The sequence below is a fragment of the Rhizobium mongolense subsp. loessense genome, from assembly GCF_900099775.1.
GTDB classification, from domain to species: Bacteria; Pseudomonadota; Alphaproteobacteria; order Rhizobiales; family Rhizobiaceae; genus Rhizobium; species Rhizobium loessense.
This window is the reverse complement of the sequence record NZ_FMTM01000007.1, coordinates 60,166-76,117: the sequence shown is the minus strand read 5'-3', so window position 1 is coordinate 76,117 and position 15,952 is coordinate 60,166. Positions and strand designations below refer to the sequence as shown.

Sequence of the window (15,952 nt, the reverse complement as noted above, 5' to 3'; positions counted from 1 at the left end):
ACGGCCGATTTAACGCGCGAGCTCCTTGAGACCCAACCTGATCAGCTTGGCACTGTCGGCACCTTCGCCTGCCGTCTTCATGGCCGCAGCGACGGCGTTGGCTGCCTGATCACGTGAATAGCCAAGGTTCGTCAAGGCCGAGACGGCATCGGAAACCGGGGCCGACGCAACACCTTCACCGAGTTCCTGCTTGAGGCCGATATTGATCGCCTCGCCGGCAAAGGCGGGCGCCTTGTTCTTCAATTCGGTTACGATACGGACCGCAACCTTCGGGCCAACCCCCTGTGCGCGGGAGACGGCCGTTTTGTCCTGCAGTGCGATCGCATTGGCCAGTTCGCTTGGCGTCAGGATGGAGAGAATGGCGAGCGCGACCTTCGCGCCGACACCCTGGACGCTTTGCAGCAGGTTGAACCATTCGCGTTCCAGCGCGGTCATGAAGCCGAAGAGCTTCAGCTGGTCTTCGCGCACATAGGTCTCGATGAAGAGCACGCAAGCCTCTCCCGGCGAACCGAGTCTCGATAGCGTACGGCCGGAGCAATGGGCGGCGTAACAAACGCCGTGCACGTCGACGAGCACATGATCGTCGCCGATTTCGTCGATGGTGCCTTTGAGCTTGCCGATCATGAAGGGGTCCGTCAGGGATGGGTTTCGGGGGTGATGAGATCGAGCGATGGGAAATAGGAACGGTAACGGAAAGCGTCTCGCGTCAGCAGCCGATGCCGGCGCCAATCGGCATGAGCTCCGACCAGAAAATCGGGAAGTATCCTTTCGCGCTGACCGCCAGCTCGCCGATATAGGCGGTGTGCTTTGCCGGCACGAAAGGCCGCCTCGAAAGGCACGGCTTCTCGCTTCACATCGAGCCACGACAAAGCAGACGTCAACTGCTCCTCGGACAAAGGCGAGGCGGCAAGATCCGACCAGATAACGACGTTCGTTACCAGATCACCGTCAATCACGCATTGCTTCAGGGACTTCAGAGACCACTGCCGTTCGGCAGTATCAGGCCCCAGGATGTCGATAAAGATATTGCTGTCAACGAGGGTCGAGATCGTCACGCGGGCCCCTCAACCATTCGATATACTCATCTGTCGTCATTGCGCCGAGATCAACCGTTCCTTGAACGCGGCGCGCCCAATCATCGAAATTGCGAATCGGATCTGCTCCGCCCTTCTCAATCTTGACGAGTACGGCGCCCGCTCCGGAGGCGATGAAATCCACTTCCGATCCAGGGACGATCCCTAATCGGTCGCGAATCTCCTTCGGGATCGTCACTTGGCCCTTTTCGGTGACACGCATGGTAATACCTCGTATGTATTACCTAGATATAAAAAGAGAACAAGTCAAGAACGCATGTCAGCCGGCCAATGCCGCTTGACGCATCCGGCTGCTGCCGCGGTTATGGGCGTGGCAGATGGCAATGGCAAGCGCGTCAGCGGCGTCGTTGCCCTTGAATTCGACTTTCGGCATCAGGATTTTCAGCATCATGTGGATTTGCTGCTTTTCGCCGTGGCCGACGCCGATGACGGCCTTCTTGACGGCGTTGGGTGCATATTCCGATACCTGGAGCCCGGCGCGTGCCGGCACGAGCATCGCGATGCCGCGGGCCTGACCGAGCTTCAGCGTCGCAACCGCATCCTTGTTGACGAAAGTCTGCTCGACCGCTGCCTCATCCGGCTTGTAGTCATGCACGATTTCGGCGAGCCCGTCATGCAGCTGGCAGAGGCGGGAGGCGAGGTCCATCTCGCCGTCCGAGGTCACCGTTCCGGAGGCCACGAAGCGTAGCGAATTGCCGAGTGTGTCGATAATTCCCCAGCCGGTGCGGCGAAGGCCCGGGTCGATGCCGATGATGCGAATCGTATTTTGCATGGCTCACCTTATTGCGGTTGCAAAATAACTGCCACCGATATGTGAACAAAACAAAAACATTACGTCCCTTTATAAGGCGCCGTTTACCACGAATTAAATCCAATGCCTGAAAGCTACCCCTTCAAATGTGAGAGGAGCTGCCTTTTTGCAAAGGGTTAAGGCTCCCCGTGTTCTGTTTTCGGTCAAGGTGGCGGATTTGCGCTGCCGGCAAGCCGCTCCGGAAGGGTTCGTTGTCATGGCTCAGAGATTTCAGTCCCTGTCCTTTAAGGTTATCGCGACATTCATCCTGCTTACGGCACTGGCTGTGAGCACGATCAGTGTTCTCGGCTATTTCACCAGCAGCCGCATTTCGGATGCGCAGGCGCTGAAGGCCAAGGAAAGCGTTCTCATCTTCCGCGGCGACATGCTGCAGGATCAATTGGGACAGCTCGAAAATCAGGCGAGTTCCATCGCGCGCATCGAGGCGCTACAGATGTCGATTACCAGCCTGAAGAGCGGCTGGAAGACGATCGAAAAATCCTCGGGCGACGCGCGCGGCGAACTCAAGAAGGTGTTCATCACCAACAATCCGAATCCGGCCGATCAACGTGAAAAGCTGATGAAGCCCGAAGGTCCGAGCGGCTTCTACTATTCCAACCACGAAAAGACGCAGGGTGAAGTTGCACGCGACCTGGAGAATACCGCTTTCAGCGACCTGCTGATCGCCGATCTCGATGGCTCGGTCCTCTATTCGTACAAGAAGGACGACAATTTTGCCGAAAACCTGAAGGCTGATGCATGGAAGGCGACAGGTGCGGGTATTGCGTTTGCAAAGGCGATCGAGAACACGGGGAAGGCGACGGACGCTTCCGCGCCGACCGCATTTTCGGGCCTGCGCGTTGATGCCTCCAAAGGCACGTCGGCGATCTTCTACGCAGTGCCGATCATCAAGCTCGGTCAGCCGAAGGGCATCATCCTCTTCAAGGTGCGCGACGATATCATCACCAGCATCCTGGCAAAGGGGATCGTTTCCGGCAGCACGGCTCAGGCGGCCATTATTTCCAGTGACGGTTCTGCCGTGGGGCTCAATGCCGGAGGCCGGCTTGCAACGCTCGACACGGCGCCGTTCACCTTCATGAAGGATGCGCTTGCAAGCAGCAACGGCATGATGGTCGACGATTTTGCGCGCCCCGACGGTACCGCCCGGGCCTATGTCCGCTCTATCACTTATCAGGGCGAGCGGTTCCTCGTCGTCGAAAGCGTCCTCGTCAGTGAGCTCAATGCTGGTTCGATCGAGATCGCGACGCTGCTGACAATGATCGGCCTTGCAGCGCTTGTCGTCATGGCGATCGCCACCGGCCTCATCACCAAGCTGCTCTTTTCGCCGCTCTCCCGCCTCGCTGGAAATACCCGCGATGTGGCCGACGGCAAGCTGGATGTCGAGATAGGCAGTCAGACCCGCCAGGACGAGATCGGCACGATGGCCAAGGCTCTCGCCCGCTTCAGGCAATCACTGATCGAAAGCCGCGAGCTGGAAGCGGCAAGCGCCGAAACCCGCGCCCGTGCCGAGCGCGACCGTCAGGAAAACCTTGCTCTGCGCGAAGCGGAAGCGAAAACCTTGCAGGATGTCGTCCAGGCACTGGACGAGGGTCTGCACCATCTGGCGAACGGCGATCTTGCCTATCAGATCGAAACGCGCTTCCCCAACGAGCTTGAAAGCCTGCGCGTCAACTTCAACGAGGCGCTCGCCACGCTCAGCGAAACGATGACGGCGATCGGCGGCAACTCTATGGCTGTACGGTCGGGCTCGGAGGAGATGCGGACCGGAGCCGACGACCTTGCCGGACGCACCGAGCGCCAGGCTGCTTCGATAACTGAAACGGCCAATGCGATCGACGCGATCACCCAGTCCGTTCGCGCCCAGATCCAACGCGCCGAACAGGCGGAGCGCATTGCCCGCGACGCGAAGAAGGAGACCACCGGCTCCAGCCAGATCATGCGCGAGACAATTGCAGCGATGGAAGCAATCCAATCCTCCTCGCGTCAGATCAACACGATCATCTCCGTCATCGACGACATCGCCTTCCAGACCAATCTGCTGGCGCTTAATGCCGGCGTCGAAGCAGCCCGCGCCGGGGAATCCGGCAAGGGGTTCGCGGTTGTGGCAATGGAAGTGCGCGAGCTGGCGCAGCGCTCCTCGAGCGCAGCCAAGGAAATCGCGAGCCTGCTGCAGAAGTCGACCCACGAAGTCGAGACCGGCGTGGCGCTTGTCGAGCGGGCAGGCGTGGCTCTGACCGGCATCGGCAGCCATGTGGAAGCGATCAACGGCCAAATTAACGAGATTATGGAATCGACCCGCGAAGAGGCCGATACGCTCCGCCAGATCAACACGTCCGTTTCCGAGCTCGATTCGATGACGCAGCAGAATGCCGCCATGGTCGAGGAAACGACAGCCGCGATCCACCGCCTTGCGGCCGAGGCTGTCGAGATGGACCGTCAGCTTGGCAATTTTTCGCTGCCTCACGACCATTACCATCACAGCGCCGAGGTTCACGTTCTCCGGCAACGCCGATAAACGGAGAAAGCGAAGCGAAGAGATCGGGGGTCGGGAAGCCGGCCCCTTTCTTCGTCCGCGGGATTTGGAATGAGCGATTCCAGAACCTACATAGACCTGTCCTTCCAATCACCGGCAGGTTTTCCTATGGTCCCCTTTTCCATTCTCGATCTTTCGCCCGTTGCCGAAGGCACGACGATCCAGCAATCCTTCGAAGGCTCGGCGCGCATGGCGCAGAAGGCGGAGGAGTGCGGCTACAAGCGCTTCTGGCTGGCGGAGCATCACGGCATGCCGGGGGTTGCAAGTGCGGCGACTGCGGTGGTCATCGGCCATGTCGGTGCCGCAACGAAACGGATCCGTATCGGCTCGGGCGGAATCATGCTGCCCAATCACTCACCGCTGGTGATCGCCGAGCAGTTCGGCACATTGGCGGCGCTTTTTCCGGGCCGGGTCGATCTCGGGCTCGGCCGCGCACCGGGTACGGACATGCGCACGGCACAGGCGCTCCGCCGAAATCTGGAGACAGGCGCCCACAACTTTCCGAACGATATCGTCGAGCTGCAGCAGTTATTAGGCGCGCCGGTCGAGAACCAGGCGATCCTTGCCGTTCCGGGCCACAATTCGCATGTGCCGATCTGGCTTCTCGGCTCCAGTCTTTATAGCGCACAGCTCGCGGCGATGCTCGGCCTGCCCTATGCCTTCGCCTCGCATTTCGCGCCGGATTCGCTGCTCGATGCGATCGATATCTACCGCAGCAAGTTCCAACCCTCGGCCTCGCTCGACCAGCCTTACGTCATGGCCGGCGTCATGGGTTCCGTCGCGCCGACGGACGAGGAGGCGCAATATCATTTCACCTCTGCTCAGCAGCAGTTCGTCAACCTGCGCCGCAACGTCCGTGGTCCGTTCCCGCGGCCGGTCGAGGACATGGAGGGCTTCTGGTCGCAGATGGAGAAACTGAATGTCGAGCACACGCTGCGCTATGCGGTCGTGGGTTCGCCGAAGACGTCAGAGGCGAAGCTCACCGAATTCCTGAAGGAGACAGGGGCGGACGAACTCATCATCTCCATGCCGATCCACGACATCGAGGCGCGGCTGAAGTCGGTCGAGCTGTTTGCGGGACTTGGGAATTTCATGCGTGTTGCGGCTTGATGTCCTGGAGCTGCGAAGCGCTGACCGGCTTCTTTCCTCATTCCTTTGAATGAGCGTCTTCGGCAGCGCCCAAGGACTTGGGCACTGGGCTCCTGTGACAAGCATAGGAGTGTGAGGGAGCCCAGGATGTAGCGGGTGGTTGCACAAGGGCTGCGTTACTCTGCATCACTCCTGAAAACAAAAGACCCGGCAGCGTTTCCGCAGCCGGGTCTTTTGATCGTCGTTCGAATGCTCAGGCCGAAAGCTTGGCAAGCACTTCCTCGGAAACTTCGAAGTTCGAATAGACGTTCTGCACGTCGTCATCGTCTTCCAGGCTGTCGATGAGCTTCATCAGCGACTGGGCCCTTTCTTCGTCCACTGGCACGTTGTTCTGGGAGCGCCAGACGGCCTTGACGGTTTCAGCTTCGCCAAGCGCGCCTTCCAGGGCCTTGGCGACTTCGCCGAGGGATTCGAAGGCGCAGGTGATGGTGTGGCCTTCCTCGTCGGTCTCGACGTCATCGGCGCCGGCCTCGATCGCGGCTTCCATGACCGTGTCGGCATCGCCGGCGGATGGCTTGTAGGTGATCTCACCGACGTGGTCGAAGGAGAAGGAAACCGAGCCGGTTTCGCCGAGCGCGCCGCCGGCCTTCGTGAAGATCGAGCGGACGTTGGATGCGGTGCGGTTGCGGTTGTCGGTCAGCGCTTCGACGATGATCGCCGTGCCTCCCGGACCGTAACCCTCGTAGCGGACTTCGTCGTAATTCTCGCTTTCGGCACCTGCGGCCTTCTTGATGGCGCGGTCGATGTTGTCCCTCGGCATGGACTGTGCCTTGGCGTTCTGGATTGCCAGGCGCAGGCGGGCGTTCATCGTCGGGTCGGGCAGGCCGGCCTTGGCGGCAACGGTGATTTCGCGCGCAAGCTTGGAGAACATTTTCGACCGCACGGCATCCTGACGGCCTTTGCGATGCATGATGTTTTTAAACTGTGAATGGCCAGCCATGGCACCCCTGTTCACGTCTCATTGTTCGGAATGGACGGCCTTATAAGAGCGAAGCGGGCTGCATTCAAGCGGAAAGCAGCTTGTCTCCGTGTCCCCAGGAAGGCCAAAAGCTACGGAACAAAGCGGCAGACGTGACGTTTGAAGGCTTGAAAAGCCCGAACGGAAGGGGAAGGCCATGGCAAGCTTTAGTGAAGCGCGCGATCATCCGGCACGGCAGCTTTGGGATCAGGTGAACGATGTTTCCGCAGGAATGCTCGGCATCGATGGCGCCGACATGCACATGCAGCCGATGGCTCCGCATGCCGATCCGAAGACCAATACCATCTGGTTCTATACCAAATCGGATGCCGACATCGTCCGCGCCGTCAAACCGGGAATGCGTGCGCATTTCTGCGTCATCGGCAAGGATCACGATTACCACGCGTGCCTGGCAGGCAAGATCGAGGTCCGGCCGGATCCTTCCAGGATCGAGCAATATTGGGATTCGGTGGTTGCCGCCTGGTACGAGGAGGGCAAGAAAGATCCGAAGCTGACGATGCTTGTCATGCATGTGGACGACGCCGAAATCTGGGTTTCGACCGGCAGCAAGCTGAAGTTTGGCTGGGAGATCGCGAAGGCCAATCTCAGCGATGACAAGATGCCGGAAGTGGGCATCAAGCGGCATCTGCAATTTGCCTGATACGGGCAAAACCCGGAGGTCTCTGGCTTTCGGGTCTTCTCTATTGAGCGCCCTTCATCACATAAATCAGCGGCTTCTTGGGCAGGGAGCGCATGGAAACGGTGATCGTGTCGTCCGGCGCGTAGCTGATATCGAAATCATTGCCGAACATCGACACGAAGCGCTCGACCGGCGGACCGCGGCGGTGCATCGGCAGTATCAGCGACGAGCGCAGCCGCTTGATAATGCGGCTCATGCTGTCGGCGCCCATGGTGAGGCCGCCATCGACCGGCACCATGACGATGTCCAGGCGGCCGATCTCGGTGTAGTGGGCATCGGTTAGCTCATAATGCAGATGGCCGAGATGGCCGATGCAGAGCCCGGCGATCTCGAAGATGAAGATCGAATTTCCATCCTGCTGCGCAGCGCTATAGCCACCGCGGATATCCGTGGTGACGTTGCGGATATAAGTGTCGCCGACCATCAGGTCGATGTCGGCCTTTTCTCCGGGCACATCGCTCCAGCCGTGCAGCACCTGCTTGATCGCCGGATCCGGGGTCAGCGTGTAATGCGTGGAGTGCGCCCGGTTCATCGTCACCACGTCGGGTGTCACGGCCGGCCGGTACCAGCCGTTGAAATCCGTTGCGATGACGATGCCGCCCGGCGTTTCGATTTCGAAGGTGGAATGTCCCAGGAAGGTCAGCTTGACATCATCGCCTTCCGAAACCGCCGGCACGATCGGCGTCTCACCGGAAAAGCTTGCAAATCTGGTCTTGGGGATTGCCTGTGCGATCGCCTGGCATTGGCTAACGGGCTTCCGTTCCCCTTGCGCGGCGGCTGCATGGGGCAGGGCAAGAGGCACAAGGCATGCGATAGCGAGGATAAGCAATTGCGGCTTCATGCCACCCTCCGGCGCTGTCACGGTGCGGCGAGGATGCGACAAGGGGACGCATCGGTCCAGCCGAAATCAGGCAGGGCCGCTCACAATTGCGTGTTGCCGGCGGGTGTTCTCAGCGCCAGAACTCCGGGATGGTCTCGGAAAGTCGCGGGCCAATCCGCAGTGGCGCGATCTTTTCGGCAAGCCCCGTGGCGTCGGAAATCTCCACGCCCACACCGCAGATCGTGGCAGGGCCAGTGGCGGTTTCCATACGTCCCTTCGGCATCTTGGAAATGAAGCGGTTGAGTGGCTCTTCCTTGTCCATGCCGAGCGAGGAGTCGTAGTCGCCGCACATGCCGGCATCCGACATATAGGCCGTGCCTCCGTTGAGGATCTGGTGGTCGGCGGTCGGCACATGCGTGTGCGTGCCGACGACGAAGCTGGCGCGTCCATCGACGAAATGGCCAAAGCACTGCTTTTCGCTGGTGGCCTCTGCATGAAAATCGAAGATGATCGCATCGGCCTGTTCCTTCAGCGGGCAGGCATCGAGAATCGCTTCGGCGGATTTGAAAGGATCGTCGAGCTCGGGATGCATGAAAACGCGGCCCATGATGTTTGCCACGAGCACGCGTGCTCCGCTTCGCGCATAAAAGAGCCCTGAACCGCGGCCGGGCGTTCCCTGCGGATAGTTCGCCGGGCGCAGGAACTGGTCGTGGCGGCCCGCGAAGGCGACCGCTTCCTTCTGGTCCCAGACGTGGTTTCCGGTGGTGACGACGTCGGCGCCGGCATTGATCGTCTCGAGGAAGATGTCCTCCGTGATGCCGAAACCGCCGGCAGCATTTTCGCCGTTGACGATCACGAAGTCGAGTTTCAGGTCTGATACCAAGCCGGGCAGGCGATCCCATACAGCCGTGCGCCCCGTCTTGCCGACCATGTCACCCAGAAAAAGCAGACGCATTCCTTATCCGATCCAAGATGCAAAAAAGCGAAGGCCGCTTTCTGTCAGGATGGCATCCAGGCTTATGTCATGCGGCTCGTCGGGCACATGTGCCACTTCCTGGCAGTCGAATGCAATGCCGATCAGCTTCGGATGCATGCCTTTTTGCCGCAAACGGCCGATCGCGCGGTCGTAGTGGCCGGCGCCATAGCCGATGCGATGGCCTCGATCGTCGAAAGCCGACAGCGGCACGAGCATGATTTCCGGATCGAGAACGGTCGCCTCCTGTCCCGGTCCGGCAGTGCCGAAGCCTGTTGCAACCAGAGGCGCGCTGCGCAGGAGCTCACGGAAGACGATCGTCTGCTTGTCGAGAATGGCGGGAACGCAGAGGCGGGCGCCGCGTGCCTCAAAGCGCGCCATCAACGGCCGGATATCGGCCTCCGAGCGGATGGGCATGAAGCCCGAAATGATCGTGCCGGGATCGAAAGCCACGGCCTCGCCGGCGTGCTCCGCCATTGCCAGGCTTTTCTCGATACGCGTCTCTGGCGGGATTGCGTCGCGCAGCGCAAGCCGTTCGGCGCGCATCTGAGCTTTCAGTTCTTTGGATATCGTCTGCTGCATAATGCGAACCATAAACGGCTGGCGGGCCATTGCAATCCTGTGAAAGCGGCGGAAGCTTAGTGTCACAAGAGCTGCAATGGGGCCACCAGTTGCCGGACCGTCTGTTCGAACAGGGCCTTGCCGCCCGGCAGCCAGCCGAGCGCTTGCAACTTTTCGGTGCTCATCCGATTGATGGCAGCCTTGTCTGCCGATGCAGGCAGAGGATTGGGACAGCCGGTTTGCTGTTGCACGACCGACAAGATATCGCGGGTATCGGCGAGAAGATCGGAAACATTGAAGACCTCGCCGGATATGCGGGCGCTTTCCGTCTCCAGCATCAGGCGCACGGCGCGGCCGAGGTCGCGGCCGTGAACTTCCGTTCCGGCTCGAACGGGTGCCCGCCTGCCGCTCAGGTAATCCTCGATGAGACCCGTCCATTTGTTCGGGAGCAGGTCGCCGTAGACTCCCGTGGCGCGCAAGCTGGCCGCTGTAAAGCCCGGTCCGGCCAGATCGGCGAGCGCTCGCTCGCCGGCGAGCTTCACCTCTCCGTAAAGCGTATCGGGCTCCGGCAGCATGTCTTCCGTGAGAACAGTGCCGGGCGCTGCATCCTGATAGGCGGCGCGGCTGGAGATGAAAATGCAGCGGCGGGTACCGGCGCGCTTGGCGGTGTCGAACAGCTTCACGGTGCCGTCGAGGTTTAGGCGACGGAAGCTGCCCGGATCATCGCCTTCGCCGCCACGATATTTGCCGGGCAGGTGGCTGAGCGCGGCATGCACGTAGAAATAGGCATCGTCGAAGGCCTCGATATGGTCCTTATCGGGGTCGAGCGAAAGCGGTGCGAATTCGACGGGACGGGAGAAGAGGCGTGGCAGTGGCGCACGGCGTCCGCCGATGATGACCGAATACCCGGCGGCAAGCAGCTCCTCGACGATATAGCGTCCCACCAAGCCTGTTCCGCCGGATACCAATACCTTCATTTCGCCTCCGGGTTCGTCATTGACGCAAGGTCCGGCAGGTCATTGCCGGCATGGACGCAGTGCCAGAGATCGATCAGCGGTTTGAGCCTGTCCGCCTTCGGATGATCCTTCTCCCATGGCTTTTCATACTGGTAATGCAGGACCGAAATGCTCTTCCAGTCCCAAAGCGCGGGCATGGTGAACCATACATATTGCAACATGTTGAAATAGACGGGGAGGCCGTGCCAATCCGGGAAGAAGGCTTCGAGGAAGGTCTGGTCGGTCCGTCGCCAGAATGCATCCGGCTGGTCGAGCATGGCGAGCATCCGGCCAAAGGTTTCTTCGGAAGGCCTTGCGACGAAGACACCGGAATTCAAGCGGCGGAAGTCGGCAAGCGTTTCATAGACATTCGGTGCTGCTGAGAATTCGGGGTAGCCGAAGAGTTTGTCGGTATTCTTCAAGACGATAGCATCGGCATCGATGAAGACGGTGCGCTCATATTCGGTCAGCTGCCAGACGCGCAGCTTGCAGAAATTGTCGAGCGGCGAATGAAAATCCGGCTTGCGGCCCTTCGTGAAGGGGGCGGCGGAATGAAGCTCGCCGCGGGCATGACGCTCGTTGAAGGCTTTGGAAAGCGGCAGGTGCGCGACTGAAATGAGGCGGCAGCCAAGATCGGCAAGCGGGGCAAGGGCGCTTGCATCCACGCCGCCGGTGTGCAGCACGACGATATCGGCCGACGTTTTCGTGAGCAGCAGGGAGCGCACAAGCGCGGTCGCACCCTTGGCATAGTCGGCATTCGTGACGAGGGTGATGTAGGCGTGGCGCTGAGGCGAGCCTCCTAATGAGATGGCCGCTCCGGTCTCGGTCACCCCCATGCTCACGACACCGATTTCAGCCGCTTGCCTTCCGGGTCGCGGTCGATCGTGGCGGCGATGTCCTTCGTCCACGCGGAGACGGCGGGAACGCGGGAGCGGTCGACGCGATAAGCGAATTTCCTGGCGACGTCGACGATCTCGCTGAGCAGACCCGCCTCGAGCGTGATCGGATCGAGCCCCAGATCGCGGAATTTCTCGTTCCTGACGATCAGATCGTTTTCCGGCGCTTCCTTGCGCGGATTGGGAAGCCAGGCGATCTTCGCGCCGCTCATCCTGGCGATCATCTCGGCAAGATCGCGCACACGATGCGTCTCGGTCATCTGGTTGAAGATTTCGACACGGGAGCCGTGCGCAGGTGGATTCTTCAGCGCAAGCTCGATGCAGCGAACCGAATCCTGGATATGGATGAAGGCGCGCGTCTGACCGCCTGTGCCGTGCACGGTCAGCGGGTAACCGATCGCGGCCTGGATGAGAAAGCGGTTCAGCACGGTGCCGTAATCGCCGTCATAGTCGAAACGGTTGATCAACTGGGGATGGCGGCAGGTCTGCTCCGTGTGGGTGCCCCATACGATGCCCTGGTGCAGGTCAGTGATGCGCAGGGCATCGTTCTTCGCATAGAACTGCAGGAGCAGTTGATCCAGGCACTTGGTCATATGGTAGATCGAGCCGGGATTGGACGGATAGAGGATTTCCTGTTGCGCCATGTCGCCATCCGCCGTTTCGACGCCGACGGTCAGGTAGCCTTCGGGAATCGCGGCGCCGACTGTCGAATAGCCGTAGACGCCCATCGTGCCGAGGTGGATCAGATGGGCGTCGAGCTGTAATTCGACGAGCGCATTCAAAAGGTTATGCGTAGCGCTGACATTGTTGTTGACGGTGTAGTTCTTGTGCCGGTCGCTCTTCATCGAATAGGGTGCTGCGCGCTGCTCGGCGAAATGGACGATGGCGTCCGGCCGGTTTTCGGCAAGCCACTTCTTGAGAAGCTCGTAGTCCTTGGCGAGGTCGATCAGATTGAAATGGATGCGCCGCCCGGTTTCGGCATGCCAGATGCGGGTTCGCTCCTGAATGGAATCCATCGGCGTCAGCGATTGCACGCCGAGTTCGGTGTCGATCCAGCGCCGCGAGAGATTGTCGAGAATGTGGACGTCGTGCCCCGCGTCCGAGAGATGCAGTGATGTCGGCCAGCCAATGAACCCATCTCCGCCCATCACCGCAATCTTCATCGCATTGCCTCCTGTATGCTCATCCACTATCGGGAATACTCAAGTACTGTGACGATTGTTCAAAGGTAGGGCATTGCTGCGCCTCGCCAACAGGCATGCGAGTTTGGAGAAAATTATGGCGGATAACGGCTTTTCGATTTCTGGCGCACTGACGGAGACGGGCCACCAACTGATCCAGCGCGTCTATTACGAGGACACCGATTTTTCCGGTCTTGTCTATCACGCGCGCTATCTGCATTTCCTCGAGCGCGGCCGCACCGACTACCTTCGCTGCCTGGGCGTCGAGCAGCGCGAGTTGATCACCGCCGACGAGGAAGGGCTCGTTTTCGTCGTTCACCGCATGGAGATCGACTTCAGGAATCCGGCGCGCATGGACGATGTCCTTACCATCGTCACGCGCACCGAGAAGGCAGGCGGCGCGAAGATGGTGCTGCAACAGGACATCCGCCGTGGCGAAACGCCGCTTATCGCCGCCAAGGTCATCATTGCCGTCATCAACGCGAAGGGAAGACCGCGGCGGTTGCCCGAGACGCTGGCAAAGCAGATGCAAATCGAGACGCAGGAGGGCTGAAGATGCATCCGAGACACGCTGGAATGACCAAACGCAAGCCTTGCAAAAACATGACTTTTATGTGAAGGAATTCGGCGTTGCAAGGATTGCGTGGGTATTCCGTCGTCGGACTTCGGTCTCTTCGTGCCAAGCCGGGAAGAAAAATTCAGCTGCTAAAGCTTTGCCGTCATACTCTGGCACTAACGATCTATTAACCATAATAGTGTCTTACTCTGAAAGTCAGAGATTGTGCGGTGCACGCCTTCCTTTGACCAAATTTGACGGCAAGGAAGGCGGAAGAAGAGCTTTAAGCTTGACCAGGGCTTTGGGCGGCGGTCGCCAAGCAATTCTTGCGAGATCACTTTCTGTGCCGCCCGGTCAAGCACCGGGCGTTTGGATTCGGGGATTTTGATAAATGGAACAAGTAGGATTGGCAGCAGCAACGGCCGACGTCAGCCTCTGGTCGCTGTTCATGCAGGCAGGCATCGTCGTCAAGCTGGTCATGCTCGGGCTGATAGCAGCCTCCGTCTGGACCTGGGCGATTGTCATCGACAAATATCTGGCCTATGGACGTGCCCGGCGACAGTTCGACAAGTTCGAACAGGTTTTCTGGTCGGGTCAGTCGCTGGAAGAGCTCTACAGGACACTTTCCGAGCGCAACAATACCGGGCTTGCTTCGATCTTCGTCGCAGCCATGCGCGAGTGGAAGAAGTCCTTCGAGCGCGGCGCACGCTCGCCGATCGGCCTGCAGATGCGTATCGACCGGGCAATGGATGTGACGCTCGCCCGTGAAACCGAATATCTTTCCGCCCGCCTCGGGTCGCTCGCGACGATCGGTTCGGCTGGTCCGTTCATCGGTCTCTTCGGTACGGTCGTCGGTATCATGACTTCGTTCCAGGCAATCGCCGGTTCGAAGTCGACCAATCTTGCCGTCGTTGCCCCCGGTATCGCCGAGGCGCTTCTCGCCACCGCGATCGGCCTCGTTGCAGCTATCCCGGCGGTTATCGCCTACAACAAGTTCTCCGCGGATGCCGGCAAACTCTCCGGTCGCATGGAAGGCTTTGCGGACGAATTCTCCGCCATACTTTCGCGCCAGATCGACGAGAAGCTGCAGCCGCGTCAGGCCGCGCAGTAAACCAACGGAGTACACGATTATGGGTATGGCTGTTGGAGGCAATAACGGCGGAGGCGGAGGACGCCGCCGCCGTGGTGGCCGGAACAAGGGTGTTATTTCCGAGATCAACGTGACGCCGCTCGTCGACGTCATGCTCGTGCTGCTCATCATCTTCATGGTGGCGGCCCCGATGATGACCGTCGGCGTGCCGATCGACCTGCCGGAAACGCAAGCCAAGGCGCTCAATTCCGAAACGCAGCCGATCACTATTTCCGTCAAGAATGACGGTGCGGTGTTCCTGCAGGAAACGCCGATCCCGGCCGAAGAGATCGCCGCCAAGCTCGAAGCGATCGCGACCACCGGCTACAATGAACGCATCTTCGTGCGTGGTGATGCGACGGCGCCCTACGGCGTGATCGCCGACGTCATGGCGCGCATCCAGGGCGCGGGCTTCAAGAATATCGGTCTCGTCACGCAGCAGAAGAAGGACCAGTAGAAAGCAAGATGAAGACCAGCGTCGTCACATCTGCTGTTCTGCACGGCTTGGTGCTCGCCGCGGCTCTGGTGACCATTGGTTCGCCGGAATCGTTCAAGGTCGATGATTTCGAAGCGATGCCGGTCGATCTGGTGCCGGTTGAATCCATCACCCAGATGCAGCAGGGTGACAAGACGGCAAAGCCCAACGACAAGCCGGCGCCGAAGCCGACGTCAAAACCCGCCGATGTTGCAGACGCCGAAAACCTCGGCGACAACAAGATCGATCTGAAGACGCCGCCGATCCCGAACGCCAAGCCCAACAACAACGAAAGCACTGCCGCGCCGAAAGCCGCCGAGAAGCCGCTTCCCCAGAATGATCCCGTCCCCAACGAGGTTAAGGAGATCATGAAGGAGGACACGGTGGTCGATGAGCCGAAGGAAGTCGCATCGATTCCAGAAACCAAGCCGGAAATTGCGCCGACCCCGCCGAAGCCGGAAGAAATGCCTGCCGAACAGGCCGAGCCGCCGAAGCCGGAAGCCGAAGCGCTGCCGGACAATGTTCCGACGCCGGTCGCCAAGCCGCAGGTGAAACCGCCCGAGCAGAAACCCGCTGAAAAGCCGCCGGAAAAAGCGCAGGACCAGCAGAAGACGGCTGACAAGCAGCCGGACAAGAAGAAAGCCGACAAGGCCCAGGAAAAGGCGAAGGCCTCGTCCTCCAAGCAGAGCGATTTCAACGCCGACGACATCGCAGCACTGCTGAACAAGCAGGAGCCCTCCAACGGTGGCGCCAAGCGCTCGACCGAAGTCGCTTCTCTGGGCGCGAAGAAGTCGAATAACACCGGCGCCAAGCTCAGCATGAGCGAGATGGATGCACTGCGCAATGCGATTGCCGGCAACTGGCAGATCATTCCCGGCCTTGCGGACATGGACCAGGTCCGCATCACCGTGCACATGAAGCTGGACGAGAATGGCGAGATCATCGGAGATCCCGAGGTCGAAGCGACCGGCGGCAACGAATCCACACGCCGTGCACTTGCCGGCGGTGCCTATCGTGCCGTCAAGCGGTCTGCGCCGTTCACCAACCTTCCGAAAGACAAATATGACGCGTGGAGCGAAGTCATCGTGAACTTCGACCCCAGTCAGATGGCCCTTTAAATG

At 59.9% G+C, this 15,952-nt stretch carries 18 protein-coding genes; 7 read left to right on the top strand and 11 right to left on the bottom strand.

The features are described 5' to 3' along the window. Positions 1 to 9: 9 nt before the first annotated feature. The 4 genes from ruvA to ruvC are packed head-to-tail and all read right to left on the bottom strand — an operon-like array spanning position 10 to position 1,866. The gene (gene ruvA, locus BLP23_RS21495) at positions 10 to 624 is read right to left on the bottom strand and encodes a Holliday junction branch migration protein RuvA (protein WP_092586848.1); all 615 of its coding nucleotides are present in this window, start codon (positions 622 to 624) and stop codon (positions 10 to 12) included. An 11-nt stretch (positions 625 to 635) separates the two neighbouring features. Further along, positions 636 to 1,055 carry a type II toxin-antitoxin system VapC family toxin gene (locus tag BLP23_RS21490; RefSeq protein ID WP_092586847.1) on the bottom strand — a complete coding sequence of 140 codons (420 nt, stop codon included), beginning with the start codon at positions 1,053 to 1,055 and terminating at the stop codon, positions 636 to 638. Next, on the bottom strand, positions 1,033 to 1,296 hold the full coding sequence (locus BLP23_RS21485; protein WP_092586846.1) for an AbrB/MazE/SpoVT family DNA-binding domain-containing protein: 264 nt from the start codon (positions 1,294 to 1,296) through the stop codon (positions 1,033 to 1,035). The genes BLP23_RS21490 and BLP23_RS21485 overlap by 23 nt, the downstream gene beginning before the upstream one ends. A gap of 57 nt (positions 1,297 to 1,353) precedes the next feature. After that, the gene (gene ruvC / locus BLP23_RS21480; RefSeq protein ID WP_092586845.1) at positions 1,354 to 1,866 is read right to left on the bottom strand and encodes a crossover junction endodeoxyribonuclease RuvC; all 513 of its coding nucleotides are present in this window, start codon (positions 1,864 to 1,866) and stop codon (positions 1,354 to 1,356) included. A gap of 235 nt (positions 1,867 to 2,101) precedes the next feature. Between ruvC and BLP23_RS21475 the strand changes: the two genes are divergently transcribed. Together BLP23_RS21475 and BLP23_RS21470 are read left to right on the top strand one after the other, a co-directional pair. After that, the gene (locus BLP23_RS21475; protein WP_092586844.1) at positions 2,102 to 4,420 is read left to right on the top strand and encodes a methyl-accepting chemotaxis protein; all 2,319 of its coding nucleotides are present in this window, start codon (positions 2,102 to 2,104) and stop codon (positions 4,418 to 4,420) included. Positions 4,421 to 4,546: 126 nt separating this feature from the next. Beyond that, positions 4,547 to 5,548 carry an LLM class flavin-dependent oxidoreductase gene (locus BLP23_RS21470; RefSeq protein WP_092586843.1) on the top strand — a complete coding sequence of 334 codons (1,002 nt, stop codon included), beginning with the start codon at positions 4,547 to 4,549 and terminating at the stop codon, positions 5,546 to 5,548. Positions 5,549 to 5,780: 232 nt separating this feature from the next. On the opposite strand, the gene BLP23_RS21465 is transcribed toward BLP23_RS21470, so the two are convergent. After that, a complete protein-coding gene (locus BLP23_RS21465; protein WP_092586842.1) occupies positions 5,781 to 6,527 on the bottom strand; it encodes a YebC/PmpR family DNA-binding transcriptional regulator in 747 nt (248 codons plus the stop codon). A 175-nt stretch (positions 6,528 to 6,702) separates the two neighbouring features. Between BLP23_RS21465 and BLP23_RS21460 the strand changes: the two genes are divergently transcribed. Further along, positions 6,703 to 7,206 (top strand): pyridoxamine 5'-phosphate oxidase family protein, encoded by a 504-nt coding sequence (locus tag BLP23_RS21460; protein ID WP_092586841.1) that lies wholly within the window; start codon positions 6,703 to 6,705, stop codon positions 7,204 to 7,206. Between the two features lie 40 nt (positions 7,207 to 7,246). Here BLP23_RS21460 and BLP23_RS21455 read toward each other — a convergent pair whose 3' ends face one another. The 6 genes from BLP23_RS21455 to BLP23_RS21430 all read right to left on the bottom strand — a co-directional run bounded on the left by BLP23_RS21455 (position 7,247) and on the right by BLP23_RS21430 (position 12,653). Continuing rightward, positions 7,247 to 8,086, bottom strand: coding sequence for an MBL fold metallo-hydrolase (locus BLP23_RS21455; RefSeq protein ID WP_092586840.1), 840 nt, complete (start codon positions 8,084 to 8,086; stop codon positions 7,247 to 7,249). Positions 8,087 to 8,195: 109 nt separating this feature from the next. Continuing rightward, positions 8,196 to 9,020, bottom strand: a complete 825-nt coding sequence (locus BLP23_RS21450; protein WP_092586839.1) for a TIGR00282 family metallophosphoesterase — start codon at positions 9,018 to 9,020, stop codon at positions 8,196 to 8,198. A 3-nt stretch (positions 9,021 to 9,023) separates the two neighbouring features. Further along, on the bottom strand, positions 9,024 to 9,620 hold the full coding sequence (locus BLP23_RS21445) for a 5-formyltetrahydrofolate cyclo-ligase (RefSeq protein WP_092587047.1): 597 nt from the start codon (positions 9,618 to 9,620) through the stop codon (positions 9,024 to 9,026). A gap of 62 nt (positions 9,621 to 9,682) precedes the next feature. Continuing rightward, on the bottom strand, positions 9,683 to 10,576 hold the full coding sequence (locus BLP23_RS21440) for an NAD-dependent epimerase/dehydratase family protein (protein WP_092586838.1): 894 nt from the start codon (positions 10,574 to 10,576) through the stop codon (positions 9,683 to 9,685). Continuing rightward, a complete protein-coding gene (locus tag BLP23_RS21435; protein WP_092586837.1) occupies positions 10,573 to 11,430 on the bottom strand; it encodes a glycosyltransferase in 858 nt (285 codons plus the stop codon). Before BLP23_RS21435 ends, BLP23_RS21440 begins: the two co-directional genes overlap by 4 nt. 2 nt (positions 11,431 to 11,432) lie before the next feature. Further along, complete coding sequence (locus BLP23_RS21430) at positions 11,433 to 12,653, bottom strand: NAD-dependent epimerase/dehydratase family protein (RefSeq protein ID WP_092586836.1); 1,221 nt, start codon at positions 12,651 to 12,653, stop codon at positions 11,433 to 11,435. Positions 12,654 to 12,768: 115 nt separating this feature from the next. Between BLP23_RS21430 and ybgC the strand changes: the two genes are divergently transcribed. The 4 genes from ybgC to BLP23_RS21410 all read left to right on the top strand — a co-directional run bounded on the left by ybgC (position 12,769) and on the right by BLP23_RS21410 (position 15,949). Then, the gene (gene ybgC / locus BLP23_RS21425) at positions 12,769 to 13,224 is read left to right on the top strand and encodes a tol-pal system-associated acyl-CoA thioesterase (RefSeq protein ID WP_092586835.1); all 456 of its coding nucleotides are present in this window, start codon (positions 12,769 to 12,771) and stop codon (positions 13,222 to 13,224) included. 394 nt (positions 13,225 to 13,618) lie between these two features. Then, a complete protein-coding gene (gene tolQ, locus BLP23_RS21420; protein ID WP_022715757.1) occupies positions 13,619 to 14,338 on the top strand; it encodes a protein TolQ in 720 nt (239 codons plus the stop codon). 19 nt (positions 14,339 to 14,357) lie between these two features. Then, entirely contained in the window at positions 14,358 to 14,813 is a 456-nt protein-coding gene (gene tolR / locus BLP23_RS21415; protein ID WP_022715756.1) for a protein TolR, read from the top strand. 8 nt (positions 14,814 to 14,821) lie between these two features. Beyond that, positions 14,822 to 15,949, top strand: coding sequence for a prolipoprotein diacylglyceryl transferase (locus BLP23_RS21410; RefSeq protein WP_092586834.1), 1,128 nt, complete (start codon positions 14,822 to 14,824; stop codon positions 15,947 to 15,949). Positions 15,950 to 15,952 lie beyond the last annotated feature (3 nt).